Origin of the sequence: Paraclostridium sp. AKS73 (assembly GCF_025671395.1) — a bacterium.
GTDB lineage: Bacteria > Bacillota > Clostridia > Peptostreptococcales > Peptostreptococcaceae > Paraclostridium > Paraclostridium benzoelyticum.
This window is the reverse complement of sequence record NZ_JAIXHU010000030.1, coordinates 1-25,591: the sequence shown is the minus strand read 5'-3', so window position 1 is coordinate 25,591 and position 25,591 is coordinate 1. Positions and strand designations below refer to the sequence as shown.

Sequence of the window (25,591 nt, the reverse complement as noted above, 5' to 3'; positions counted from 1 at the left end):
CCCCTTTATTTATTACTTATAATCAAAGTATAGTATACCATTCTTCACTAGTCAATTTATTTTCTGAAAATTCTCATTTCTTATTTTTTATCAACTTTTCCAAATGCAGTTAAGTATATATCTTTTAATTCTGATACAAGTGGATATCTTGGATTAGCTGGTGTACATTGATCATCAAATGCATCTAAAGCTAACTTATCAACTGCAGCTGTAAAATCTTTTTCACTTACTCCGCATTCAGCAATTGTTCTTGGTATATTAAGTTCAACTAATAATTTATTTACAGCATCTATTAAACTAGCAACTCCCTCTTCTGCAGTTTTAGCTTTTAACCCTAAGTATCTTGCTATTTCAGCATACTTCTTATCAGCTACGAATGATTTATATTTAGGGAATGCTGAAAACTTAGTTGGTTTAGTCGCATTATATCTTATAACATATGGTAATAATATTGCATTGGATCTACCATGTGATATATGGAACTCTGACCCTAATTTATGAGCTAATGAGTGATTTATTCCTAAAAATGCATTTGCAAATGCCATACCTGCCATACATGATGCATTGTGCATTTTTTCTCTTGCTTCTTTATCACTGCCATCTTTATATGCTCTTGGAAGGTATTCAAATACCATTTGTATAGCTTTTATAGCTAATGCATCTGTATAATCAGTAGCCATAACTGAAACATATGCTTCTATTGCATGAGTTAATACGTCTACTCCTGTATCTGCTGTAACAGCTTTAGGAACTGTCATAACAAAGTTAGGATCTATTATTGCTATATCTGGAGTTAACTCATAATCTGCTAAAGGATATTTTACGTTATTAACTTTATCCGTTACTACTGCAAAGATGTAACTTCTGAACCTGTTCCTGAAGTTGTAGGTATAGCTACCATTTTTGCCTGTCTTCCTAACTTAGGGAACTTAAATACTCTCTTTCTTATATCCATAAATCTCAGCCTTAAATCATCGAAGTTAACCTCAGGATTTTCATAGAATAACCACATACCTTTAGCTGCATCCATTGATGATCCTCCACCTAAAGCTATTATAGTGTCAGGTTTAAATTGTCTCATCATATTTGCACCATTTAATACAGTATCTACTGATGGATCTGGTTCTACATCTGAAAATACTTCAATCATAACTGGATTATTTCTCTTTCTTAAATGATAAGTTAACTTTTCTACATATCCTAATTGAACCATCATTCTATCTGTAACTATCATAACTCTATTAGTATCTGCCATTTTCTCTAAATAGCTAACTGATCCAAACTCATGGTAAACTCTTTCTGGTATTCTAAACCATTGCATGTTATTTCTTCTCATAGTAACTTTTTTAACATTTATTAAGTTTACTGCTGACACATTGTCTGTTGTTGAGTTATTCCCCATAGATCCACATCCTAACGTTAATGATGGCATATTTACATTATATATATCACCTATTGCTCCATGAGTTGAAGGTGCATTTACAAGTAATCTACCTGTTCTAACCTTTTTACCAAATTCTAATATTATATCGTCGTTATTTGAATGTATAACTGCAGAATGTCCAAGACCTCCAAACTCTGTCATTTCTACACATTTTTGTATTCCTTCTTTATATCCTTTTACCTTATAACAAGCTAATACTGGACTTAATTTTTCTTTAGATAGTGGATAGTCATTCCCAACTCCTTCAAGTTCAGCAACTAATATTTTTGCATTTTTAGGTGTATTCTTTATACCTGCCATTTGAGCTATCTTATAAGCACTTTGTCCTACTATATCGGCATTTATCGTACAACTTTCTTTGTTTATAACTAATCCTTCTAATAACTCTTTTTCTTCTTTATTTACAAAATAGCAATCATAAGATTTCATTAATCCTACTACTTCGTCATATATTTCTTCATCTATTATTACAGCTTGTTCTGATGCACATATCATACCATTATCAAATGTTTTTGATAATATTAAATCGTTTACTGCTTGTTTTGCATCAGCTGTTTTTTCTATATAACATGGTACGTTTCCTGCTCCAACTCCTAATGCTGGTTTTCCAGAAGAGTATGCAGCTTTAACCATACCTGGTCCCCCTGTTGCTAATATTAATGACACTCCATCATTTTTCATTAAAGCATTTGAAGCTTCAATTGATGGTTCTTCTATCCATTGAATACAATCCTTTGGTGCTCCTGCTACTATAGCTGCATCTCTAACGATCTTAGCAGCTTCAGATGAAGACTTTTGTGCTGATGGATGGAAGCTAAATATAATTGGATTTCTACTTTTCATAGCTATTATAGATTTAAACATAGTTGTTGAAGTTGGGTTTGTTACAGGAGTCACTCCTGCAATAACACCTATAGGTTCTGCTATTAACTTATAATTTTCTTCTTCATTTTCCTCTATAACACCAACTGTTTTCTTGTACTTTATACTATTGTAAACGTACTCAGTTGCAAATATGTTTTTAGTTACTTTATCTTCAAAAACTCCCCTTTTAGTTTCATCTACAGCAAGTTGTGCAAGTTCTATATGCTTATCAAGCCCCTTCATTGCCATTTCTTTAACAATGTTATCTATAGCTTCTTGATCTAATTTTAGCATCTCAGCCTTAGCTATATTAGCTTTTTTAACTAAGTTATCCACCTTTTCAGATGCTGTCATTTCTTTCGAACCATTTATATTTACTACCTTTTTAGCTTCTTTAGTCATTTTAAAATCCTCCCAAGATATTAGTTGATTTATATCAATGTTAGTTAATTAACAAACTTTATGTTTATATAATATATCCTGAGAAAACAATTGTCAATATTTTTTCGTTAATTTTTTATCTATTTCTAAAATATTTTTAAAATACATTTTAAAAATCTATCCTATGTAATTTTTTGTATAAAAATAAAGCTATTGATTATTAAATCAACAGCTCTATTTTTTTAATATATTACTATTCTTTAAAGTTTATAATAACCTCTTTGTATCCTAAATTCTTTAGATTACCTTCTAAATTTTTCTTTATACTAATTTTAACTTCCTCCAAAAATCCCTCATCTATAACTTTCTTTTCATATTCTTTCTTGCTATTAGACAGTTCTTTTAAAACCTCATTTACCTCAACTCTATTGAACAATGCATTTTCACATCATATATATATATATTTTCTTCATCTATGTAGTGTTCTATTATACCCCACTTATTAATGTTTATAGTTATTGAATTTCTCGTATTATTTGCAATTGTTATGTCTTTTAAGTTTGCGCCACCCTTTACTATACCATTATACTTTATAATAAAAGATTTTTCTGTGAATGGGATTTTAATATTTTTAAAACTCTTATCCTTAGTAATAGTAACTATATTGCTATAATTGTACTTAGAAGTTGAAAGTTCTGCTACTTTTTCTATTGTATTTAATACCTTAGATGTATCCTGTGGTGGTTTTTCGGAAAAATTAGTCTTGATGAAATTATCCCCCCTATTAAAATACCTATAAATATAAACAGTATTAAAAGTTTATTCTTATTAATTTTTTTGTGTTTTTGTAGCAAATTTTTCCCTCCTTTTGATATAATATAAGCTACGATTAAAGTTTTTAATTTTGTTAACTTAAGAAAAATTAATCCATAAATTTTTTTAAATATGAAAGGAGATTTAAAATGACTTTATTAGTTTTCGGTCATAAAAACCCAGATACAGATTCTATCTGTTCATCAATATCATTAACATACTTAAAAAATCAATTAGGAAATACAGCTAAAGCTTACGCTTTAGGTGAAGTAAGAAAAGAAGCTCAATATGTTTTAGACTACTTCAAAGTGGATGCTCCAACTGTATTATCTTCTATATCAAATATATGCAAGGATGATGCTAACTTAGTACTAGAAGGTAAACCTCAAGTTGTTCTAGTAGACCATAATGAATACGGACAAAGTATAGATGGCTTAGAAGATGCAGAATTAGTTGAAGTAGTTGACCATCATAAATTAGGAGGAATGCAAACTTCTACTCCTTTATCAATGAGATTAATGCCAGTTGGATGTACTTGTACAATAATAACTCAAATGTTTAAGGAAAATAATATAGAAATACCTTATGAGATAGCTGGATTATTAATGTCTGCTATACTATCAGATACTTTATTATTCAAATCTCCAACTACTACAGATATGGACAAAAAAGCTGTTGAAGAATTAAATAAAATAGTTAAAGTAGACGTTGAAAAATATGCTATGGATATGTTTAAAGCTGGTTCTTCATTAGATGGATTTACTGTTGAAGAAATAGTAAATATGGATTTCAAACCTTTTGATATGGAAGGTAAAAAAGTTGGAATAGGACAAGTATTTACTTTAGACATAGATGCTGTTCTTAATAAGCAAGATGAATTCTTAAACTATATAAACAACACTGACTTTGATATGTTAGTATTAGCTATTACTGATATAATAAAAGAAGGATCTTATCTAATATACAAAGCTGAAGATAAAATAATATCTGATGCATTTGGAGTTAATGCTTCTCAAGGAGTATTTGTTGAAGGAGCTGTTTCTAGAAAGAAACAATTAGTTCCAAATTTAACAGAAGCTGTTAAGAAAAATATATAATATTTAGTAAACTTATGGGAGTAGAGATATTAATATCTCTACTCCCTATTTTATTAAATACTGTTTTTGTGTAAAAATAATAGTATAATAAATAAGAGAGAGATTTAAACCTCTCTCTTATTTATTATACTATTATTTCCAATCAGCACGCTCTCCGATTTTTATTCCCTTACTATATTTCTTAGTAGCTTCTGTTACTGCTTTTATATTTTCTATAGGAGCTCCTGCAGGTATATCACAGCCAGAAGCTACTATATATCCATTAGGACTATCACTAGCTTTTACTATACATTCTTTTACACTTGAATATACATCATCTATAGATCCATTCCTTACTATTGATACAGGATCTATATTTCCTATTATACACATTTTATCTCCAATTACATTTTTAAGAAGTTCTATATCCTCACAGTTATCTACACTGAATGCAGACAAATTCATATCTGCAATATCTTCCCATATACCTTTTGTTTTCCCGCAAATATGTAATGTTGTTTTCTGTCCAGTAATTTTATAAATTCCATTTATGGTTTTTTCAAGATATGGTTTTGCAAATTCTCTAAATTGTTTCGGACTTATTAAATCAGCCGAAGATATTGGATCTCCAATTCCACAAACTAGTCCATAACGTTCATATACTTCTTTTGCATAAGCTAAATTACACTCTGTCATTAAATCTAATAATTTATGTACATTTTCTTTATCCTTAATCATATCTCTAACTAAATTTGTAGTACCTCTAACAGCTGAAGCTGCACTAATCGGACCTGATACCCCACTTCCGATACTTACTTCTTTTCCTAATTCTTTTTTATTTTTCCTAAAGAATCCAGTATTATTGGTAATCTTCCATCCTTTAATGGATTTACTATATCCATGTTCTGTAACATTTTGTAATCCTTTAATGCTGGTTCGATTAAATGCGATGCCCTATCTGAATTATATCCCATTTTACTTCCAAACGCTTCACCCATACCTCTTAGGGTAACATTAATTCCAGCACTCTCTACTCCAAGTTCCCTTACTATATATTTTTCAGCTTCTAACATTTTGTCAGAATTAAAATAATATTCTTCTACATCTATACCTGCATAAACCGCTGCAGTTTCCTCAAACATTAAACTGCAAGGTAATCTATCTACTCTTTCCCCTCTAAAGTACGCTGCTTTTCTTTCAATTGCATTCATTTCATCTTTATAATCGCTCATAATCAGTTCCCCTTTATCTGAATTTAATTGAAAACAATGTATTATAAATCATTCTTTTACAATTTATGTCGCTTTAATTCTACTACACTTACTTTTCATTTTCTATAAATATAGAAAATACAAATAATAATCTATATAATTATGTTTTTTAACTATAAAATAATTAACAAAACTAAAAAGAGAGATTCTTAAAATTTAAGAATCTCTCTTCCTTTATATTCTTCACTCTTCTCATCCATAAAAGCAAAGTGGGATTGAGTTAGGATCTTTCGTAACACTTACAAACGCAGTTTGTCGTGTAAAGGAAATCAATATACAATCCTACAATCTATTCACTACATTTTTTCTACGTCTGAATAGTCTTTTCCAAATGTCTCAACAGTAACTTTTTTCATTACTTGTGGAGTTTGAGGCTTGTCCATTCTATCTGTTCTTACAGAAGCTATTTCATCAACAACTTCTATCCCTTCAATTATTCTACCAAATGATGCATATTGTCCATCTAAGTGTGGAGAATTAGCATGCATTAAGAAAAATTGTGATCCAGCTGAGTTTGGAGCCATTGTTCTAGCCATTGATATAACTCCTCTATCATGCTTTAAGTTATTAGTGTGTCCATTTTGAGTGAATTCTCCTCTTATTGAATATCCTGGTCCACCCATTCCATTCCCATCAGGGCATCCACCTTGTATCATAAATCCAGGTATAACTCTGTGGAATGTAACTCCATCATAGTATCCTGATTCTACTAAAGATACAAAGTTTTTAACAGTATTAGGAGCTATATGTGGATATAACTCAACTTTTATTTGCTTTCCATTTTCCATTTCTATAGTTACTATAGGGTTCTTATTTTCCATTTTATGTACTTCCTTTCTTATGAGTTTTTTTTATTCTCATTTTATATTATATACCAATAATAATAAAAAATCACAAAAATAAGCTACTTATTTAAGCAGCCTATTTTTCATCAGTTGAATCTAACAATTCAGTTTCTTCGTATTTAATATCTAATAAATCTAAAATTTGTTTTGCTCTATCTTTAGTAGATCCTGATACTTCTACATAATTTATATTTTCAGACTTTAAGAAACTTAATATAGCTTCATCTATTTGTATAGCAATACTTTCATCTTGCCATCTAACTCCATCTTTAACATATCCAAATTGTCTTGGAACATAAACTATCATATCATAGTTTTGTATATCTTCTATAGCTAGACAATATAAGTCTTTTAAAATTTGAATTTCTTTATTAGTTCTTTTTCTATCACCTAACATAAATCTTCCATATACATATGGTACAAATGTAGCATAATCAGTTAGTGCATATTCAAACCCTGATAAATCATCTTCTATTTTCTTTTGACCTAAGTATATACCATATTGTTCAGATATAGTTTCTATCATGCCTTTGTCTCTTAAATATTCTGTTGAGTACTCTAAAGCATAACCTACATCTAAGCCTGCTATTTTCATTTCAACGTATAAATGTTGTATTAATGTTGTCTTTCCACATCTAGGCCCACCTAGTACAGCAATTCTTTTAGTTGCCATAGTTTATATCAACTCCATTTTTATATTTCAAATTCAGAACCTTTTTATTATACTAGCATATGCAGATTTATTCAACATTTTGAGCCTAATTCCCATTTATTAGCCTAGAATATTTAAAGATTTAGATATTTCATATCCTTCATTAAAAATTTGTTTGCAAAATTCTCCTTCAAAATTTAAAGTAGCATTTTTACTAAATTCTATATTAGGTTTTACTACAATTATATTTTCTTCCTTATATGACTGCTTTACATAATCTGGTACTTCAAAATCTTTATTCATAGTTATTAATACAATTTTATCAACTTTTTCATCTATCAATGGTTTTAGTAACGTATTATTTATCATTCCTCCATCTAATTTATATCCATTATATATTCCATCTATTAAATCTTTTTTAAATTGTTCCGATGGACTTAAATCTTTCGAAGGTCTAAAAGGAAGCAGTGAACTATATTTTATACTGTCTAGGCCTTGCTCATAACTTTCTTTTGATATATCTACTACAACTTCATTCATTCTTGAATTATCAATTTGTATATAATTTACATAAAAGTTTTTCTTAATTTTAGAGTTATCCTCAAGTTTGCTTAATAAATCAATTGCTAAAGAGTTATCCACAGTATTATCAACTATTTTGACACCGTTTTCACCAATTGTCTGAATATTTATCCACATTTCTTTCAACTTGTTAACATTTTTTGTGTATATGTAATAACCATTTATTGCTCCTATTGAAGTTCCTGATATTAAATCAAAGTCTAAACCTCTTTCATATAATCCATATATTACACCTGCTTGAAAGGCTCCTTTAGCTCCACCACCAGCTAAACATAATCCTATTTTCATGCTAATTCACTCCTAACCTAAGTTTTTATTTATATAATAAATTTAGGGGGTGTATAAAGGTAAAAGCCTCTTATACATCCCCCCTTTTAATTTATCTATTTAAATCTTATAATTCATAAAACTTTTTAAAAGTTTTGTATATATCCATATGATCTTCTACACATCCTAATTCTCTTATAGAGTGCATAGCTAATATTGGACTTCCAACATCAACAGATGGTATATCTATATGCGTAGATGATATAGGTCCAATTGTACTTCCACCTCTTACATCAGATCTATTAACAAATTCTTGGCAGTTTACTCCTGCTTCTTTACATATAGTTTTATACACAGCTATAGATTGACTATCACTAGTATAAGCTTGGTTTGCATTTATTTTTATAACAGGCCCTTTCCCCATAACAGGTCTATTTGTTGGATCATGCTTTTCTCCTACATTTGGATGAACTGCATGTGCAAGGTCTGCAGATATTATAAATGAAGAATATAAACTTCTAAAAAACTCTTCTCTATTTTGACCTAAACATAAAGATATTCTTTCTAATACATTTAATAACATATTAGAATCAGCACCTTGCTTAGTTGAGCTTCCAACTTCTTCATTATCAAATACAGCAACTACATTTACTCCATTTAATGATTTAGCATCTATAAGTGCATGTAAGCTAGCATGCGCCATTGAAAGATTATCTAATCTTCCACAAGATATCATCTCTTCGTTAGGCCCTATTAACATTCCTTTTTCATATTCGTATAAAAATAAATCAAAATCAATAATTTCTTCTATTTTTCTTCCTAATTCTTTAGCTATAGTTTTTAAAAGGAAGTTATCTTTTTCTAGAGAATCATTTAATAATCCCACTAATGGTAACATGTCTTTTTGCTTGTTAAGAGCTACCCCTTCATTAACTTCTCTATTCATGTGTATTGCTAAATTAGGAATTATACATATAGGTTTATTTATATTTACTAAAGTTTCCTCAGGTCTTAATACACTTTTTCCTTTAAGTACAACTCTTCCTGCTATCGCTAACGGTCTATCTAACCATGTATTTAGTATAGGACCTCCATAACATTCTGTATTTAATTTTAAGTAAGTTTTTTCAACTTCCATTTCTGGATTTGGCTTAACTCTAAAAGACGGAGAATCTGAATGTGATCCTATTATTCTAAATCCATCTTCTTTTAGATTATTAGTATTTACTGTAAATGCAACTATTGCTGATGAGTTTTTAGTTGTATAGTATTTTCCATTTTGCTCTAGTTTCCATGCTTCTCTTGAGTCAAGTTTTTTAAACCCATTTAATTTTAATAACTCTTCAGATGTTTCTACTGAGTGAAAAGCTGTAGGGCTTTTCTCTATAAACCCTATTAAGTTTCTTGCAAATTCTTTTGAATTCATTACAACTCCCCCTTAAAACTTTTATTTTATAATAAATCAAGTGTCGTATATTCTTTATTTATCTTCTTTATACCTTGATTATTAAAAGCTATTGTTAAATCAGATCCAACAGCTGCTACTACAGTTCCTACCCCAAACTTAGGATGATAAACCTTTGAACCTAATTTTATATCATCAGATGTAGGTTCTGGTTTACTTTCTTTTATAGTGGCATTTACCTTATTTGCTACACTAGCCTTGTTCATAGATTTCATATATTTTTGCTTATATTTATCTAATATATTGTAATTAGCTTTAGAGTAGCTTAATTCATGTTCTTCTTTATTTAATTTTTCTATACACTCCTCTGGAAGTTCTTCCATAAATCTAGATTGTATAGATGGATTAGTTTTTCCATAAAGAGTTCTTTTCTTTGTAAGTGTCATAAAAAGTTCTTTTTTAGCTCTTGTTATCCCAACATAACAAAGTCTTCTTTCTTCCTCTATATCAGATTCACTCATAGATCTTACTGCTCTAGATATAGGGAATAATCCTTCTTCCATACCAACTAAATGAACAACTGGAAACTCAAGTCCCTTAGATGTATGGATTGTCATAAGTGATACTCTGTCATTTTCTTCATCATCACTTTCTGTTGAAGTAAGAGCTACATTAGTTAAAAATGTTTCTAAATCTTTTTCTTCACTACTATTTTCAAATTCAATAGCAATTGATATAAACTCTTTTAAGTTGTCTATTCTGTCTTGAGCGTCTTCATTTTTATCTTTTTCAAGTTCATCTAAATATCCAGTAACATCTAAAACTTTTTCTATAAGTTTACTTACTGAATAAGCATCCTTTATTACTCTAAGAGTTCCTACTAAATCTACAAATCCATTTATATTTGCTCTAGCTTTTGTAGATATATCAGAGTTAGTATCTACATCTAAAAGAACGGAGAATATACTCTCTTGCTTTAAACTAGCTCTATCCTCTATTTTTTCTATTGTTCTAAGTCCAATTCCTCTTTTAGGAACATTTATTATTCTCTTTAAAGATATATCATCTTGGACATTTTGAAGAACTCTTAAGTATGCAACTAAATCTTTTATTTCTTTTCTTTCATAGAATTTAGTTCCTCCATATATATTATATGGTATTTGACTTCTATTTAAAGCATCCTCTATAGCACGAGCTTGTGCATTCGCTCTGTATAATACAGCAAAGTCTTTAAAAGGTTTGTTTTGTTTTCTATGAATTCTCCATATATTATCAGCAACAAAATCTGCTTCTTCTATCTCGTCTGATGTTACCTGTATCTTAATCTTTTCGCCTTCTTTTTGCTCACTCCAAAGTTTTTTTCTCTTTCTTTCTATATTATTAGATATAACCGTATTGGCTGCATCTAATATAACTTGAGTTGATCTATAATTTTGCTCTAATTTTACTACATGAACATCATCATAGTCTCTTTCAAATTCAAGTATATTTCTTATATCTGCACCTCTCCATCCATATATACTTTGGTCATCATCTCCAACAACACATATGTTTTGATGCTCTTTGGCTAACAACTTTATAAATTCATATTGAGCTTTACTTGTATCTTGATACTCATCTACCATTATATATCTAAATTTATTTATATAGTATGCTAGTACACTTTCTTCCTTTTTTAATAACTCAACAGTTTTTATTATTAAGTCATCAAAGTCTAGTGCACTATTTCTTTTTAAACGATCTTGGTATAAAGTATATACATCTGCAATTTTACTCATTCTCGCATCATTTCTATGCATATCTTTATATTCTTTAGGACTTAATAATTTGTCTTTTGCTCCAGAAATGTAACTTATAACTGCTTTAGGTTCAAAAGATTTATCACTTAAGTTTAATTCCTTTAAACAATCTTTAACTAAAGTAACTTGATCTGAGCTATCATATATAACGAAAGATCTATTATATCCGATTCTATTTATATCTTTTCTAAGCATTCTAACACAGCATGAATGGAAAGTTGTTATCCACATATCTTTAACATCCGAATCTATAGTTTCTTCAACTCTTTCCTTCATTTCATTTGCAGCTTTATTTGTAAATGTTATTGCTAATATATTACTAGGATGTACTCCTTTATTTTTCATAAGATGAGCTATTCTTGTTGTTAAAACTCTCGTTTTTCCTGAACCAGCTCCTGCTAATATAAGCACTGGCCCTTCTGTTTTTAATACCGCTTCTTTTTGGGCGGGGTTTAGTGAATCTATATCCATCATTACCTCCTGATTGTATATGTTATATGTATATTTTAATCTATTATCTATATTTATTCAAATTTATTAAAAGCCCATGTTAATCATATCCACTTTTTAAATTTTTCTACAAAGAAAAAAATCCTCAGATATATATCCAAGGATTAAATTTAGACTAAAGGTATTTATTTATTATATATATATTAATCTTAACTTAATAAGATTAGGGGCTAATTATTAATAGAATTTATACATATTTTATTAAAATAACCGTATAAATCCTCTTCTTTTCTAAATAAAGGTAAATTCATGTTTTTGTGTATTTTAACAAGCCATGGACTATTTAATCCTGCCTCTTTAATTTTCAAATCATCTTTAAAAACTTCATTAGAATTTCCTTCAATAGTTATCTTACCTTTATTTAAAACATATATATAGTCGCAAAGGTCATATATTAAATCCATATCATGGCTCGATATAACTACCTTTACACCCTTTTCACATAATTCTTTTAATATTTTTATAATAGCTTTCGTACTTATTGGGTCTAATCCAGCTGTTGGCTCATCTAATAAAACAACTTGGTTTCCATAGCTATAACAGATGCTATAGCTACTCTTTTTTTCTGACCATAACTTAAAAAATGTACTGGTTTATCTATTAAATCTATAGCATTAACCAATTCCAATGCTCTATAAACTTTTTTATTAATTTCACTTTCTTCTAAACCTATATTTCTTAAAGAAAATGCAATATCATCATATACTCTTGAATAAAATATCTGCTTATCTGGATCTTGAAATACTATACCTACATCTTTTCTTAAGTTATACAAATCTTTCTTTTTATAACTTAATTCTTTGCCCTCATAAAGAATTTTTCCTGATGAAGGTTTTAATATACCCATTAAATTCATAAATAAAGTTGACTTCCCTGACCCATTTGAACCTATTATTCCAATCATATTCCCATTTGAAAAATCTAAACTTATATTGTCTAATGCTTTATTATTTTTTTCATATTTATATGTTAAGTTTTCTACTTTAAACATTTTAGTCTCCTATACGTGAAATTTACCATCATACAATTTTATATCTAAAGATGTACTCATATCTTCATATCTTCTCATCATTCTGAAAAACAATGTTTTTATAAGCAATGACATTGAATTGTAAGATGTTTTTAAATTCGTATATCCAAATTTTAACTGTTGTGATTTATATATTTCTTCTGCTTCTTCTATAAATATAAATATAAATCTATAAATTAAAATCATCAATTCTATAAGTGTATGTGGAATATGTAGTTTTTTTAATACTATTATTAATTGATTAAATGGAGTCGTAAGTATTAAAAAGTAAATTGATATAATACAACTCATAGCTCTAAGTAATATGTTTACTGAACTTTTTACAGCAAATTTAGTAGTCCCTATATATAATCCTAATATATTTATATTAAATATATAATCTTTATTTTCAATGATATATTAATCAAATTTAACCCAATACCTATAATTAAAAAAATCATAGGTATTTTCAAACATTTAATGTATAGTTTCATATCTACGCTTGCTATAAATAGTATTAAAACTGTCATAACTAGCATTATAAGTATATGTATATTTACATTTTGAGTAAGCATAGAAGCTATAACTCCTATAAATGTAATTCCTAGTTTTATTAATGGGTTTACATCTTTTATATTATTTAAATATGCACAGTTGTCAATTTCTAACATTTATCTTTTTTTCCTTTTTTATACCCTAAAAAGTATCCAATTATTCCTGCACCTATAGCTGCTTGAGTAGAGAAAAGTAAACTTTCAATCTCACCACTAGGTGGTTCGTATAAACTATTAAACCAAGGTTTATAATTAGGATTTATTTCACTAATTAAAGATTCTGCTTCTCCATCAGCGCCTCCGTATTCAGCAGTTGAGTTTAATATTAACGGAGTTATTATTAAGATTACTGTTAAAATTAATAATAGTATATTTTTATTTCTAGTTTTGACTTTCGAATTTGTACTCATCTTCTACAACTCCTTCTTCATTTTGTGTTATTAAATTGTATACTAATGTAGTTAATAATCCTTCTGCAATTGCTATAGGTATTTGAGTTATAAAGAATACACCTAAAAATTTTACTAATGACCCTAATATACCTCCTGCTGGATCAGGAAATGCTAATGCTAATTGAGTTGCAGTTATAGTATATGTAGCTAAATCTCCTAATGCTGCTGAAAAAATACACTTTTTCCTGTACTAATATTTCTTTTTTACAGAATTTAAATATTAAAAATGATACTATAGGACCTACTATAGCCATAGAAAAAGCATTTGCTCCTAAAGTTGTAAGTCCTCCATGTGCAAGAAGTATAGCTTGAAATAATAAAGCTATAGTTCCAACTACTGCCATTACAGATGGCCCAAACAATATTGCTCCTAGACCTACACCAGTAGGGTGTGAACAACTACCTGTTAAAGATGGTATTTTTAAAGCTGATAATACGAATACAAATGCACCTGCTAGAGCTAATAGTACTTTCTTTTTAGGATCAGCTTTTACTATTTTATTTATTGATTTTAACCCGTATATGAAAAATGGTATAAATACGACAGTCCATAATATAGACCATTGCATAGGTAAGAATCCTTCCATGATGTGCATTGCATGTGAAGTCACAGGATTTAAGATTACAAGTAGTAACCCTGCTATAACTGATAATTTTAAATAATTCATTTTAAATCCCTCTCTTTTTTATTTAGTACATTATTGTTTCATGTGATAAAATGACTAAATCAATTCTAAGTTTTAAAGGGCATACATAAAAATTCGCTTTGCTCATGTCGCCAACGACTTCGTCCGTTGCTCAAAAAATTTTTACTCCCAAAACCTAGTATTTTAATATAACTAAATTTTATAGAATACCTATAGTTTTTTGTAAGCATACTTTACTTAAGCGTAAAAAAATCCCAATCTTTGGATTAGGATTTAATAACATTATAAAGTGGACATAGTAATTTTAAACTACGATACTTTCAATTATTTTCCTTCACCCCGAAGAACTTAATTTTTCAATTATAGGCAGGTCTCCTGGCTTAGCTTCTCTTTACTCCTTTTCCTTCCCGTAAAATTTACAGTGGTCCCAAAAGTTTCATCAGCTTTACAGTAGCGGGGGCTGCAGAGGATTTTAACCTCTTTCCCTATTAATTTTAAAAAACCTATAATCTCTAATATTTAATTATAATTTATCACATACTCTATATATTATATATAATTCTATAAAAATTTCTATATTCCTCTAAAATTTTTATTTTTATTTTATACTTAAGTATATTTAACCAACTATATAGTTATTACTAAAATAAGTTATACACTTTAATAATTCTAACAATAAAAGTAACCTCCTTTAAATATGTTGATATCTAAAGAAGGTTATTTTTATTGTCCATTAATTTTTTATTATATACAATCTCTTAATTCATGATCACTATTTTTATCACTTGTATTCATACTTTCCATACTCTTAGAACTTACAATATCAACACCTGTTCCTAATATGTCTTTAACTATAATATCTCCCACATTAACAGGTGCACATACACATACTTTGTCTAAAACTTTCATAATATCAAACATTAACTCTTTAGGTACAGAATCATTAGTTTTAACTGGAAGTAAATTTAAGTAAGAACCGCTAAGTTTAACTGTAGTAGTTATAACTCTTCTTGGATTTGTAACTTCCTCAACTCCATATTTTGCTCCTCTTTTGCATGTGTTTCCTTCTACTTTATATTCTCCATTAACTTTACTTACAACTAATGAACATCCCATTGGACATACTGTACAAGTAACATTTTTCATAATTATGCCTCCTCTACACTAACTATTATATTACCTTTAATATCTTTAAATAAATCTTTACTAATTTTTATATTCTCCATCTCTGAAGGTATCATATGAGATCTCTTTTTCTCTAAAATAATTTCATCGTTACTTCTAACAACTAACTTTTTATTTTTACAAATTTCTCTTACTCTCATAAATAAATTTACATCTTCATCGCTACTAACATCTATATTTTGAGGAACTATATATATAATTCCGTTGTCTGCAACTGTATTTACTTCTTTATTTTTATTTAACTTATTTAAACAATATAGAGCTGCGTTCTTTCCAGCTATCTTACTTTCTTTTGTAACAAAATCAACTAAGTCATGAACATGGACAACATTCCCACATGCAAACACACCATCTACATTTGTAGACATAGAATTATTTACAATAGGGCCACTAGTTTTATTGTCTAATACAACTCCAGCTTCAACACTCAATTCATTCTCAGGTATAAGTCCAACAGATAAAAGAAGAGTATCACAACTTATATATTCTTCTGTTCCTTTTACAGGTCTTTTGTTTTCATCTAATTTACTAATTGTAACTCCTTTTACTCTTTCTTTTCCATCTATATGTGTTATTCCTGTACTTAACATTAAAGGTATATCAAAGTCATCTAAACATTGAACAATATTTCTAGTTAATCCACTTGAATGTGGGTTTATTTCAACTACTGCCTTTACTTTAGCTCCTTCTAATGTCATACGTCTTGCCATTATAAGCCCTATATCACCAGACCCATATATAACAATTTCTTTTCCTACCATATATCCTTCCATATTAGAAAGTCTTTGGGCAGCTCCCGCATTGTAAACTCCTGCTGGTCTATATCCAGGTATATCTATCGCTCCTCTTGTTCTTTCTCTACATCCCATTGCTAAAACTATAGCATCTGCTTTTATATTTATTATTCCGTCTTCACCTAAAGCTTCTATAGTCTTATCTTCACTTATGTTTAAAACCATTGTATCTAGCATGTATTCAATATTTTCTTGTTTAACCATTTCTATGAACTTATGAGCGTACTCTGGTCCTGTTAATTCTTCTTTAAACTCATGTAATCCAAATCCATTGTGTATACATTGATTAAGTATCCCACCTAATTCTCTGTCTCTTTCTATTATAAGTACATCTTTTGCACCATTTCTTTTAGCTTCAACTGCTGCACCTAAACCTGCAGGTCCTCCTCCAACAACTACAACATTATATTTCAACTAACTCACCCCTTAATTCTTTTGATTTTCCTAATACAGTATTAGAGTTTTCGTAGTCTTTTAAAACATCTTCCACATCTATTTTAAGTTCTTTTGCTAATATTTCTATAACTTTAGGTCCGCAAAATCCACCTTGGCATCTTCCCATACCTGGTCTTACTCTTCTTTTGACTCCATCTAATGTTCTAGCTCCACATAGTGAATTTATTGCATCTATAATTTCGCCCTCTGTTATACTTTCGCATCTACAAACTATTTTTTTATATCTTGGATCTTTCTTCATAATTTCTTCTTTTTCTTCTTGAGTCATTTTTATGAAAGGTTTATTCTTATGTCTCTTAGACTCAAACTTTTTATTTTCACTTAACATTAATCCTTCTTCTTTAAGAATTTCTACAACATATTTTGCAACTGCTGGTGCTGATGCAAGACCTGGTGATTCTATTCCTCCAACATTTATAAAGTTTTTACATTTCTTTGATGCAAATATCATAAAGTCTCCTGTATTTGGAGTTGCTCTAAGTCCTGCAAAACTAGTTATTGTTTTTCTGAAATCAATATTTTCTATAGTCTTTTTAGAGCTATTTACGATTTCACTAATTCCTTCTTTTGATGTAGATACATCTTCTTTTTCATCTACAGCAGTAGCATTTGGCCCTACTAATAAATTTCCATGTACAGTTTGTGTAACCAATACACCTTTTCCTTTTTCAGTTGGACATTGGAATAAAACATGATTAGCAATTTTTCCTTCACTTTTATCTAATATTTTATATTCTCCTTTTCTAGGTATTATAAAATATTCATCTCCACCTATCATGTTGTTTATCTTATCAGCAAAAACTCCAGCTGCATTTACAACATATTTAGCTTTTATATCATTTTTGTTTTTTATTTTTATATTGAAACAATCTTCTTCTTTAACTATGTCTGAAACTTCAGATTCTAGTTTTAAATCTACCCCATTAAACATAGCATTTTCCATAAGTGCTATATTTAAGTTAAATGGACAAACAATCCCTGCACTCTCACAAAGTAATGCTCCAACTACATTGTCATTAACATTTGGTTCTAGTTCTAATACTTCTTCTTTTTTTAATACTTTTAATCCAGCCGCTTTATTTTCTAATCCTCTTTCGTATAAACCTCTAACGTGTTTCATTTCTTCTTCATCAAATGCTAAAACTAACGATCCTATTTGTTTAAAGTCTACGTTTAAATCTTTACATAAATCTTTATATAATTTATTACCTTCTATATTTAACTTAGCTTTTAAGCTTCCAACCTTTGCATCATATCCACCATGCACTATAGCACTATTTGACTTAGTAGTTCCTTGGCAAACTTCTATTCCTTTTTCTATAACTACTGTTTTTAAATTATACTTTGATAATTCTCTAGCTATGGCACTTCCACTTATCCCTGCTCCTATTATTGCTATATCATACATAATTTTGCCTCCTTGAAAAAAAAATAGAGAGCCCCCCTATACAATGTATAGAAGGCTCTCTTATCTCTTCGCCATAATATTTCGTTTTTTAAAATCGTTTTCCTTTTATAATTCTATATTATCATAGATTATTTTAACTGTCACTACCCTAAATTATTTTGATTATATATTTGCTTCACAAACAATATCCTGTTTATACTTATATGATTTAGGGAATCTATCCGCTATGTCTGTAAATATACCTGTAACTCCCCAATTGAATAATTGGTTTGCTCTGGCTAAATCATTTACAGTCCAAACATTAATTTTATATCCATGACTTCTAAATTTTTCTACCATTTCTTTAGTTAATCCTTCATTTTGTGGGTGTATATACTCAGCTCTACACATTTCCATTATAGAAGACCAATCATCATACAAATTATGTGTTTCAAATAAACATCCTACCGGAATATTGGGTCTTAAATCTTTAAATTTAGATAACATTAATGGGTTAAAACTCGAAACGATAACTCTTATATCATCATCTAATTTATTTAAAGCTTCTACAAATCTCTGTATAAGTTCTTGTGTTAATTCTTTACCTCCACAACATGATTTCAATTCAAAATTGACGTTTAATTTATATTTATTTATCAATTCAATTAACTCATCTAAAGTAGGTATTCTTTCTCCAATATAGTCATCACCAAACCAACTTCCTGCATCTATATGCCTTAAATCATCTTTGCAAATGTTATATAACGACCCTGTTTTATTGCTACATCTGTCTAATGTATCATCATGATTTATCACTAGGGTCTTATCTTTTAAAATATCAATGTCGCATTCAAACCATTTTATTCCTTTATCCTTACATAATGAAAATGCTGATAATGTGTTTTCTGGCGCTAATGTAGACATTCCTCTATGAGCAAATAGTATTTTTCCCATTTGATCTCCTTTATTGCTTAATGCCAATATCTAAAAATTTTTAAGTTTTTACTATTTACTTTAATTATATAACTTTTACCTGTACTTTATAATTAATTTTTTACACTAGCCAACTCTTTTTCAAATTCTTCATCTTCTTTTGCCCATAAAAGAGATCTATTTACTGCTCTTTTCCATCCTTTGTATAATAAGTTTCTTTTTTCTTCACTCATGTTTGGCTCAAATTCTTTTTCTAATGACACAGACTTTTTAATATCCTCTTTATTTTCATAGAATCCTACTGCTAACCCAGCAAGATATGCTGCTCCTAATGCCGTAGTTTCAAGTACTTTAGGTCTGTTTATACTTACATTTAGTATATCTGATTGGAACTGCATTAAGAAGTTATTAGCACTAGCTCCACCATCAACTTTAAGGTTTTTAAGCTCTAAACCTGAATCTTCTTGCATAGCATTTAATACATCTTTTACTTGATATGCTATTGATTCAAGTGTAGCACGAACTAAGTGAGCTCTGTTAGCTCCACGAGTAAGCCCCATAACAGATCCTCTTGCATACATATCCCAATACGGTGCTCCAAGTCCTGCAAAAGCTGGAACTACATATACACCATTAGTATCCTTCACACTTTCAGCATAGAATTCACTTTGCTTAGCATCATACAGTATTCTTAATTCATCTCTTAACCATTGTATAGATGCTCCACCTATAAATATACTTCCTTCTAACGCATATTCTACTTTACCATCAACACCCCAGGCTATAGTTGTAAGTAATCCATTTTTTGACTCAACCATCTTCTCTCCAGTGTTCATAAGCATAAAACAACCCGTTCCATAAGTGTTTTTAGCACATCCTTCTTCAAAACAAGTCTGACCAAATAATGCTGCTTGTTGATCTCCTGCACATCCAGCTATAGGGATTTGAGCTCCACCTAACATATACTCATCAGTGTGTCCATATACATAACTAGATGGTTTAACATCTGGTAACATACTTTTTGGTATATCTAGCATTTCTAATATTTCATCATCCCATTTTAACTCTTTTATATTATATAGCATTGTTCTTGCTGCATTTGAGTAATCTGTAACATGTACCTTACCTCTAGTTAAGTTCCATATTAACCACGTATCTACTGTTCCGAATAATAATTCTCCATTTTCAGCTTTCTCTCTAGCACCCTCAACATTATCAAGTATCCATTTTATCTTAGTTGCTGAAAAATATGCATCAAGAATCAATCCTGTTTTATCTTTTATTTTATCTTTATATCCTTTAGCTTCTAATTCATCGCATATCTGAGATGTTCTTCTACATTGCCATACAATTGCATTATATACTGGCTTACCAGTGTTTTTCTCCCAAACTATAGTAGTTTCTCTTTGGTTTGTTATCCCAATACCACAAACTTGTTCTGGTTTAATGCCATTAGTTTCTAACACCTCTCTCATTACACCACTTTGACTTCCCCATATTTCCATAGGATTGTGTTCTACCCATCCTGGCTTTGGATAAAATTGAGTAAATTCTTTTTGTGATGTAGCTACTAAGTTTCCTTCTTTATCAAATAATATAGCTCTTGAACTTGTAGTTCCTTGATCTAATGCCATCATATATTTTTTCATATCGCTTTGCCTCCAATGATTATTTATTTTAAATCCTTGATGTATTTTAATTCATGTACTTTTTAACGCCTTTATCAAATACAAATCCTGCAAGAATAGCTCCTATTATAGGTCCTACTATAGGTACCCAAAAATACATGTCAGGTCCTAGTGCTCCACTTCCCCAACCTGCTAAAACAGCAAACATCTTAGGTCCAAAATCTCTTGCTGGATTCATTGCAAAGCCTGTTAATACTCCAAAACTAGCTCCTATTATAGCTATTGTTACTCCTATAAAAACTGGTGCTAAGTTTGACATAGGTTTGTTTGAATTTTTTTCTTCGCCTACTGCTAATATCACTATGACTAATAACATAGTTATGAAAGTTTCTACAAGTAATGCATCAAATGAGTTTAATGCAGCATTTGGATAAGTAGAAAATATACCTGCTGTAGTAAGTCCGTTTGATCCAGCTCTTACTATATTATTTGTATTCTCAAATGATAAGAATAGCTTATTAAATAATAAATAAACTGTTGCTGCTCCTGCAAAACATCCTAGTATTTGAGATATAATATATGGTAATACTTTTTTCTTTGGAAAATCTCGGTGTACCATTAATGCAATTGTTACAGCTGGATTTATATGAGTTCCTGATACTGCTCCAGTTACATATATTGCAATTGTTACAGCTAGCCCCCATATTATTCCTATTTCCCATTGAGAAACATCTGCTCCACTTAATACCATAGATGCTACAGCTCCACACCCTATAAAAATCAATATCCATGATCCAATAAATTCAGATATGCACTCTCCTAATAAAGTCTTTTTCAACTCAATACCTCCCTTGATATTTTATGTAATTAGTCAAATAAGGCAAAAAAACAGAGAGCTCCTATCATTTTTATAGGGGGCTCTCTCATCTCCAGCCAGTTATTAATTTAATTAAATGCTATCACGAAAACATTTTCCAGTCAATAAAATACTTTGTTAGATATTTAATAAACTAAACTGCTATATCAATTGAAAAAGCTACTTTTTTGTTAATTACCACATCTCAATATCCGTAGTAGATATAGCCATAGCTCCAGCTGATAATCCACCAATTATTTCTTCTTTTCTATCAATTAATCCTCCACATATAATAGGTACGTTAGGATAAGTTTTGTTCATTTTTTTTATTACCTTTTGAATTACACCTGGCATAATTTCTATTGCATCTGGTTTTACTCTCTTTAAACTTTCAATTGCGTTCTCCAGAGACATAGAATCTATAAAGAAAAATCTTTGAACAACTTTTAAATCTAACTCTATAGCTCTTTTAACTATATTAGTTTTAGTTGTTATTATGCCATCCAAATTGAATTCTTTTTCATATAATCTACAGCTATAGGACTAGATGAAAGCCCTGTTATCATATCAATATGAACAAATACTTTTTTATTATGTTCATGTAAAATTTGTATCTTTTCTTTTAATGTAAGAATATCTTCATTTAGTAAAAAAACAATATCTCCGTCTGAATTTGCAGCATCCTCTAAATGCGCATCACCCTTTATAGCACAAATTATTGGGTTTAATTCTAATAATTCTTTCATATATGCCTCCTCGCCTTTGCTCAAATTCATTATTTATTTAAATTTCAAAATAATAAATTGCGTATAGCAAAACCTTTGCCTTTTATAAAATTTATTATATCACTTTTTAAAAATAAGATATTATTGTTTTTTAATTTTAAATTTTATTATAAAACATTTCTTCATAAAATATTTTATAAAGTATGTGTTTTTGTTAGTATTTTATCATTCAGTATTAAACTTCCAAAATTTTTCATAAATAGTACACACTATATATTCATTTTTTATATAAAATTTATTTTAAATCATAAAATAAGCCCTCATATTAGTAAATAAAAATACTAATATGAGGGCTTATTTATATATCTAATTATTATTTTCCAAAATGTCTATTTAATAATCCTAAGAATGCTTTTCCATGTCTAGCTTCATCTTTACACATTTCATGTACTGTATCATGTATAGCATCTAATCCTAATTCTTTAGCTTTTTTAGCTAATTTTAATTTTCCATCAGTTGCTCCGTATTCAGCTTCTACTCTTGCTTTTAAGTTAGCTTGTGTATCTGCTACTACTACTTCTCCTAATAATTCTGCAAATTTAGCTGCATGTTCTGCTTCTTCAAATGCTATTCTCTTATATGCTTCTGCTACTTCTGGATACCCTTCTCTGTCTGCTTGACGACTCATTGCTAAGTACATTCCTACTTCTGTACATTCACCTGTGAAGTTAGCTCTTAACCCTTCTATTACTTCTGGATCTATCCCTTGAGCTACTCCTATTCTATGCTCGTCTGCCCAAACCATTTCACCTTTCATTTCTTCAAACTTATCTGCTCCAACTTTACATACTGGACAAACTTCTGGTGCTGTTTCTCCTTCATGTATATATCCACATACTGTACAAACAAATTTTTTCATGTTTAAAATCCTCCATATATTTAATATAATTTTAATTTTTTACGTTAATTTACAATAATTTGTTAACGTTTTTCCTAGTGCCTAAATATATACCCAAAATATGTTGCTTTAAACACATTTTTTAGATATATATTTAAGTTATTTATCCAATCTCTATATATTATTTCCCAAAATGTCTATTTAATAATCCTAAGAATGCTTTTCCATGTCTAGCTTCATCTTTACACATTTCATGTACTGTATCATGTATAGCATCTAATCCTAATTCTTTAGCTCTCTTAGCTAATTTTAATTTTCCATCAGTTGCCCCATATTCAGCTTCTACTCTTGCTTTTAAGTTAGCTTGTGTATCTGCTACTACTACTTCTCCTAATAATTCTGCAAATTTAGCTGCATGCTCTGCTTCTTCAAATGCTATTCTCTTATATGCTTCTGCTACTTCTGGGAAGCCTTCTCTATCTGCTTGACGACTCATTGCTAAGTACATTCCTACTTCTGTACATTCACCTGTAAAGTTAGCTCTTAACCCTTCTATTATCTCTGGATCTACTCCTTGAGCTACTCCTATTCTATGCTCGTCTGCCCAAACCATTTCACCTTTCATTTCTTCAAACTTATCTGCTCCAACTTTACATACTGGACAGATTTCTGGTGCTGTTTCTCCTTCATGTATATATCCACATACTGTACAAACAAATTTTTTCATATTAAAATCCTCCCTTTAACCTTATATATATTAATTTAATTAGTTTCTAAATTGTTGTTAACTTGTTATAGTATATATATACCCGTCGACTTTCTTACTAAACATAAATTTAAAAATAAATCTTATAAAATTTAAAATTATCATAATTATTCTAAAATTTTAACTAAAATAACCAATTCTATTTAATATTACTTATATTTAATATACCAATCTATGTGTTTCTTAAAACTTATTTAATTTAATTTATAATAATTTAAATCAGCTTCATACTAAGAACATGGTGTATTACTAAAAGTAAATTTTATATATTGTTAATAAGCCTTCAATAAGTATAATTCAGTTAAGCTTAAAAAAGCTACCTATAATATAGATAGCTTTAAAATTTATTTTTCTAATAATTCTTTATAAGGCCATCCTTTTTGACCCTTTTCTAATATAAACATTCTGTCTGATTTTATCCCTTTAGATTCTAAATAGTTTATTGTGTTTTTAGCTCCACTTCCACCACCTGGGCATACAACTATTATAGGATTATCATTTTCTTCTAACTTAGGTAAAACTGTATCTATCTTAGCTTTCTCTTCATCCTTTTCTGCTGGATAAGCATAAGTAGGAATAGTACCTTCTATATGATGCTTATCATAGTCTTCTTTAGGTTGTATATCTACAAGTGTAATATCTTTTTTACTTTCTATTGCTTCTTTTAATTGGTCTGCTGTATAGTAATTATATTTCTTTTCACCTTCAGCAGATTCTTTATCTTTGCTACCACATCCAACTAGAGATAACGTTACCACTAGAAGCATACTACATAATAATAAAATTTTCTTCATAATTCCCCTCCTGATTTGTTATACTCTTAAATTTTACCATCATTAGACAATTCATTTCCAATAGTTTTTATCTATTTTAAACTCAAAACCAATAGTTTTTACCTATATTAACCATTTGTTCTTGTTTATCTTCTATTATCTCCTTATTTCATATCATAACTAGGTAATTCTCTTTTTATTTTATACAACAAAAAGTGGTTGATATTTAGTTTGCAATGCAGTGGTCATTCAAAGCATCTTTTCTTATTATTTAATCCCATATCGTACAAGCGTAATCCTTCTTTATTTTTCACATCAAAAAAGTGGTTGATATTTAGTTTGCAGCGTAGTGGTCATTCAAAGCATCTTTTCTTATTATTTAATCTCATATCGTACAAGCGTAATTCTTATTTATTTTACACATCAAAAAAGTGGTTGATATTTAGTTTGCAGCGTAGTGGTCATTCAAAGCATCTTTTCAGCTTTATGACCCAAGCGCAAACTAAATATCAACCACCACAAATCCACGTAAAATAAAAAAGATTACGCGGCTACGTCCTACTCTCCCAGGCAGCTTCCCACCAAGTACCATCGGCGCTAAAGAGCTTAACTTCTGTGT

26 protein-coding genes, 1 rRNA gene, 2 pseudogenes and 1 riboswitch are annotated in these 25,591 nt (G+C 29.4%); of the genes and pseudogenes, 1 reads left to right on the top strand and 28 read right to left on the bottom strand.

Going from position 1 to position 25,591, the window contains the following annotated elements; genetic code table 11:
• Positions 1 to 80: 80 nt before the first annotated feature.
• The 4 genes from LEQ07_RS23135 to LEQ07_RS23130 all read right to left on the bottom strand — a co-directional run bounded on the left by LEQ07_RS23135 (position 81) and on the right by LEQ07_RS23130 (position 3,400).
• Positions 81 to 758 carry a hypothetical protein gene (locus LEQ07_RS23135; RefSeq protein ID WP_442952430.1) on the bottom strand — a complete coding sequence of 226 codons (678 nt, stop codon included), beginning with the start codon at positions 756 to 758 and terminating at the stop codon, positions 81 to 83.
• Positions 759 to 844: 86 nt separating this feature from the next.
• A complete protein-coding gene (gene adhE, locus LEQ07_RS14555; protein ID WP_442952429.1) occupies positions 845 to 2,710 on the bottom strand; it encodes a bifunctional acetaldehyde-CoA/alcohol dehydrogenase in 1,866 nt (621 codons plus the stop codon).
• Positions 2,711 to 2,942: 232 nt separating this feature from the next.
• A complete protein-coding gene (locus LEQ07_RS14550) occupies positions 2,943 to 3,125 on the bottom strand; it encodes a hypothetical protein (protein WP_263331206.1) in 183 nt (60 codons plus the stop codon).
• Positions 3,104 to 3,400, bottom strand: a complete 297-nt coding sequence (locus LEQ07_RS23130) for a DUF4230 domain-containing protein (protein WP_442952432.1) — start codon at positions 3,398 to 3,400, stop codon at positions 3,104 to 3,106. The genes LEQ07_RS14550 and LEQ07_RS23130 overlap by 22 nt, the downstream gene beginning before the upstream one ends.
• A 251-nt stretch (positions 3,401 to 3,651) precedes the next feature.
• On the opposite strand from LEQ07_RS23130, the gene LEQ07_RS14545 reads away from it, so the two are divergent.
• A complete protein-coding gene (locus tag LEQ07_RS14545) occupies positions 3,652 to 4,599 on the top strand; it encodes a manganese-dependent inorganic pyrophosphatase (protein ID WP_046824171.1) in 948 nt (315 codons plus the stop codon).
• Between the two features lie 132 nt (positions 4,600 to 4,731).
• On the opposite strand, the pseudogene LEQ07_RS14540 reads toward LEQ07_RS14545, so the two are convergent.
• The 24 genes and pseudogenes from LEQ07_RS14540 to rrf form a co-directional block, all read right to left on the bottom strand.
• Positions 4,732 to 5,720, bottom strand: a pseudogene (locus tag LEQ07_RS14540) (uroporphyrinogen decarboxylase family protein).
• Between the two features lie 425 nt (positions 5,721 to 6,145).
• Positions 6,146 to 6,670, bottom strand: a complete 525-nt coding sequence (locus LEQ07_RS14535) for a peptidylprolyl isomerase (protein ID WP_021428410.1) — start codon at positions 6,668 to 6,670, stop codon at positions 6,146 to 6,148.
• Positions 6,671 to 6,770: 100 nt separating this feature from the next.
• A complete protein-coding gene (locus LEQ07_RS14530; protein ID WP_021428476.1) occupies positions 6,771 to 7,367 on the bottom strand; it encodes an ATP/GTP-binding protein in 597 nt (198 codons plus the stop codon).
• Positions 7,368 to 7,466: 99 nt separating this feature from the next.
• A complete protein-coding gene (locus tag LEQ07_RS14525; RefSeq protein ID WP_046824168.1) occupies positions 7,467 to 8,216 on the bottom strand; it encodes a patatin-like phospholipase family protein in 750 nt (249 codons plus the stop codon).
• A 106-nt stretch (positions 8,217 to 8,322) separates the two neighbouring features.
• Entirely contained in the window at positions 8,323 to 9,621 is a 1,299-nt protein-coding gene (locus LEQ07_RS14520) for a M18 family aminopeptidase (RefSeq protein WP_263331205.1), read from the bottom strand.
• Positions 9,622 to 9,647: 26 nt separating this feature from the next.
• Positions 9,648 to 11,870 carry a DUF3553 domain-containing protein gene (locus LEQ07_RS14515; RefSeq protein WP_263331204.1) on the bottom strand — a complete coding sequence of 741 codons (2,223 nt, stop codon included), beginning with the start codon at positions 11,868 to 11,870 and terminating at the stop codon, positions 9,648 to 9,650.
• A gap of 209 nt (positions 11,871 to 12,079) precedes the next feature.
• Complete coding sequence (locus LEQ07_RS20220) at positions 12,080 to 12,313, bottom strand: hypothetical protein (RefSeq protein WP_317852090.1); 234 nt, start codon at positions 12,311 to 12,313, stop codon at positions 12,080 to 12,082.
• A gap of 104 nt (positions 12,314 to 12,417) precedes the next feature.
• Positions 12,418 to 12,900 (bottom strand): energy-coupling factor ABC transporter ATP-binding protein, encoded by a 483-nt coding sequence (locus LEQ07_RS20215; RefSeq protein WP_317852089.1) that lies wholly within the window; start codon positions 12,898 to 12,900, stop codon positions 12,418 to 12,420.
• A 9-nt stretch (positions 12,901 to 12,909) separates the two neighbouring features.
• Positions 12,910 to 13,284, bottom strand: a complete 375-nt coding sequence (locus LEQ07_RS14505) for a CbiQ family ECF transporter T component (RefSeq protein WP_332843225.1) — start codon at positions 13,282 to 13,284, stop codon at positions 12,910 to 12,912.
• Positions 13,285 to 13,301: 17 nt separating this feature from the next.
• On the bottom strand, positions 13,302 to 13,589 hold the full coding sequence (locus tag LEQ07_RS14500; RefSeq protein ID WP_263331203.1) for a hypothetical protein: 288 nt from the start codon (positions 13,587 to 13,589) through the stop codon (positions 13,302 to 13,304).
• Positions 13,583 to 13,882: an energy-coupling factor ABC transporter substrate-binding protein gene (locus LEQ07_RS14495; RefSeq protein ID WP_021428421.1), complete on the bottom strand. Its 300-nt coding sequence runs from the start codon at positions 13,880 to 13,882 to the stop codon at positions 13,583 to 13,585. Before LEQ07_RS14495 ends, LEQ07_RS14500 begins: the two co-directional genes overlap by 7 nt.
• On the bottom strand, positions 13,854 to 14,060 hold the full coding sequence (locus tag LEQ07_RS23125; RefSeq protein WP_332843224.1) for an energy-coupling factor ABC transporter permease: 207 nt from the start codon (positions 14,058 to 14,060) through the stop codon (positions 13,854 to 13,856). Before LEQ07_RS23125 ends, LEQ07_RS14495 begins: the two co-directional genes overlap by 29 nt.
• Positions 14,026 to 14,592 carry an energy-coupling factor ABC transporter permease gene (locus LEQ07_RS14490; protein ID WP_332843222.1) on the bottom strand — a complete coding sequence of 189 codons (567 nt, stop codon included), beginning with the start codon at positions 14,590 to 14,592 and terminating at the stop codon, positions 14,026 to 14,028. The genes LEQ07_RS23125 and LEQ07_RS14490 overlap by 35 nt, the downstream gene beginning before the upstream one ends.
• A gap of 327 nt (positions 14,593 to 14,919) precedes the next feature.
• Positions 14,920 to 15,093: riboswitch (cobalamin riboswitch) on the bottom strand.
• A 222-nt stretch (positions 15,094 to 15,315) separates the two neighbouring features.
• A complete protein-coding gene (locus LEQ07_RS14485; protein WP_046822710.1) occupies positions 15,316 to 15,717 on the bottom strand; it encodes a DUF1667 domain-containing protein in 402 nt (133 codons plus the stop codon).
• A 2-nt stretch (positions 15,718 to 15,719) separates the two neighbouring features.
• Positions 15,720 to 16,964 (bottom strand): NAD(P)/FAD-dependent oxidoreductase, encoded by a 1,245-nt coding sequence (locus LEQ07_RS14480; protein WP_263331202.1) that lies wholly within the window; start codon positions 16,962 to 16,964, stop codon positions 15,720 to 15,722.
• Positions 16,954 to 18,414, bottom strand: a complete 1,461-nt coding sequence (locus LEQ07_RS14475; RefSeq protein ID WP_046822712.1) for an NAD(P)/FAD-dependent oxidoreductase — start codon at positions 18,412 to 18,414, stop codon at positions 16,954 to 16,956. Before LEQ07_RS14475 ends, LEQ07_RS14480 begins: the two co-directional genes overlap by 11 nt.
• 162 nt (positions 18,415 to 18,576) lie before the next feature.
• Complete coding sequence (locus LEQ07_RS14470; RefSeq protein ID WP_046822713.1) at positions 18,577 to 19,347, bottom strand: glycerophosphodiester phosphodiesterase family protein; 771 nt, start codon at positions 19,345 to 19,347, stop codon at positions 18,577 to 18,579.
• A gap of 92 nt (positions 19,348 to 19,439) precedes the next feature.
• The gene (gene glpK, locus LEQ07_RS14465) at positions 19,440 to 20,975 is read right to left on the bottom strand and encodes a glycerol kinase GlpK (protein WP_046822714.1); all 1,536 of its coding nucleotides are present in this window, start codon (positions 20,973 to 20,975) and stop codon (positions 19,440 to 19,442) included.
• 46 nt (positions 20,976 to 21,021) lie between these two features.
• Positions 21,022 to 21,792 (bottom strand): MIP/aquaporin family protein, encoded by a 771-nt coding sequence (locus LEQ07_RS14460; protein WP_052952008.1) that lies wholly within the window; start codon positions 21,790 to 21,792, stop codon positions 21,022 to 21,024.
• A gap of 213 nt (positions 21,793 to 22,005) precedes the next feature.
• Positions 22,006 to 22,556, bottom strand: a pseudogene (locus tag LEQ07_RS14455) (glycerol-3-phosphate responsive antiterminator).
• 352 nt (positions 22,557 to 22,908) lie between these two features.
• On the bottom strand, positions 22,909 to 23,454 hold the full coding sequence (locus LEQ07_RS14450; RefSeq protein WP_263331201.1) for an NADH peroxidase: 546 nt from the start codon (positions 23,452 to 23,454) through the stop codon (positions 22,909 to 22,911).
• Between the two features lie 160 nt (positions 23,455 to 23,614).
• On the bottom strand, positions 23,615 to 24,160 hold the full coding sequence (locus LEQ07_RS14445; protein WP_021428523.1) for an NADH peroxidase: 546 nt from the start codon (positions 24,158 to 24,160) through the stop codon (positions 23,615 to 23,617).
• A 383-nt stretch (positions 24,161 to 24,543) separates the two neighbouring features.
• On the bottom strand, positions 24,544 to 24,993 hold the full coding sequence (locus LEQ07_RS14440) for a rhodanese-like domain-containing protein (RefSeq protein WP_263331200.1): 450 nt from the start codon (positions 24,991 to 24,993) through the stop codon (positions 24,544 to 24,546).
• Positions 24,994 to 25,517: 524 nt separating this feature from the next.
• Positions 25,518 to 25,591: ribosomal RNA gene (gene rrf / locus LEQ07_RS23120) — 5S ribosomal RNA — on the bottom strand; the annotation flags it as partial.

Excerpts from the sequence above, each read along its gene's own strand:
- LEQ07_RS14450 (WP_263331201.1), bottom strand. The coding sequence starts at position 23,454 with ATGAAAAAATTTGTTTGTACAGTATGTGGATATATACATGAAGGAGAA.
- LEQ07_RS14525 (WP_046824168.1), bottom strand. The coding sequence starts at position 8,216 with ATGAAAATAGGATTATGTTTAGCTGGTGGTGGAGCTAAAGGAGCCTTT.
- LEQ07_RS23135 (WP_442952430.1), bottom strand. The coding sequence starts at position 758 with ATGACAGTTCCTAAAGCTGTTACAGCAGATACAGGAGTAGACGTATTA.
- LEQ07_RS14470 (WP_046822713.1), bottom strand. The coding sequence starts at position 19,347 with ATGGGAAAAATACTATTTGCTCATAGAGGAATGTCTACATTAGCGCCA.
- glpK (WP_046822714.1), bottom strand. The coding sequence starts at position 20,975 with ATGAAAAAATATATGATGGCATTAGATCAAGGAACTACAAGTTCAAGA.
- LEQ07_RS14535 (WP_021428410.1), bottom strand. The coding sequence starts at position 6,670 with ATGGAAAATAAGAACCCTATAGTAACTATAGAAATGGAAAATGGAAAG.
- LEQ07_RS14500 (WP_263331203.1), bottom strand. The coding sequence starts at position 13,589 with ATGTTAGAAATTGACAACTGTGCATATTTAAATAATATAAAAGATGTA.
- adhE (WP_442952429.1), bottom strand. The coding sequence starts at position 2,710 with ATGACTAAAGAAGCTAAAAAGGTAGTAAATATAAATGGTTCGAAAGAA.
- LEQ07_RS14530 (WP_021428476.1), bottom strand. The coding sequence starts at position 7,367 with ATGGCAACTAAAAGAATTGCTGTACTAGGTGGGCCTAGATGTGGAAAG.
- LEQ07_RS14545 (WP_046824171.1), top strand. The coding sequence starts at position 3,652 with ATGACTTTATTAGTTTTCGGTCATAAAAACCCAGATACAGATTCTATC.
- LEQ07_RS14485 (WP_046822710.1), bottom strand. The coding sequence starts at position 15,717 with ATGAAAAATGTTACTTGTACAGTATGTCCAATGGGATGTTCATTAGTT.
- LEQ07_RS14520 (WP_263331205.1), bottom strand. The coding sequence starts at position 9,621 with ATGAATTCAAAAGAATTTGCAAGAAACTTAATAGGGTTTATAGAGAAA.
- LEQ07_RS14515 (WP_263331204.1), bottom strand. The coding sequence starts at position 11,870 with ATGGATATAGATTCACTAAACCCCGCCCAAAAAGAAGCGGTATTAAAA.
- LEQ07_RS20215 (WP_317852089.1), bottom strand. The coding sequence starts at position 12,900 with ATGTTTAAAGTAGAAAACTTAACATATAAATATGAAAAAAATAATAAA.
- LEQ07_RS20220 (WP_317852090.1), bottom strand. The coding sequence starts at position 12,313 with ATGGATTTAATATATGACCTTTGCGACTATATATATGTTTTAAATAAA.
- LEQ07_RS14495 (WP_021428421.1), bottom strand. The coding sequence starts at position 13,882 with ATGAGTACAAATTCGAAAGTCAAAACTAGAAATAAAAATATACTATTA.
- LEQ07_RS14490 (WP_332843222.1), bottom strand. The coding sequence starts at position 14,592 with ATGAATTATTTAAAATTATCAGTTATAGCAGGGTTACTACTTGTAATC.
- LEQ07_RS14440 (WP_263331200.1), bottom strand. The coding sequence starts at position 24,993 with ATGAAGAAAATTTTATTATTATGTAGTATGCTTCTAGTGGTAACGTTA.
- LEQ07_RS14445 (WP_021428523.1), bottom strand. The coding sequence starts at position 24,160 with ATGAAAAAATTTGTTTGTACAGTATGTGGATATATACATGAAGGAGAA.
- LEQ07_RS14475 (WP_046822712.1), bottom strand. The coding sequence starts at position 18,414 with ATGTATGATATAGCAATAATAGGAGCAGGGATAAGTGGAAGTGCCATA.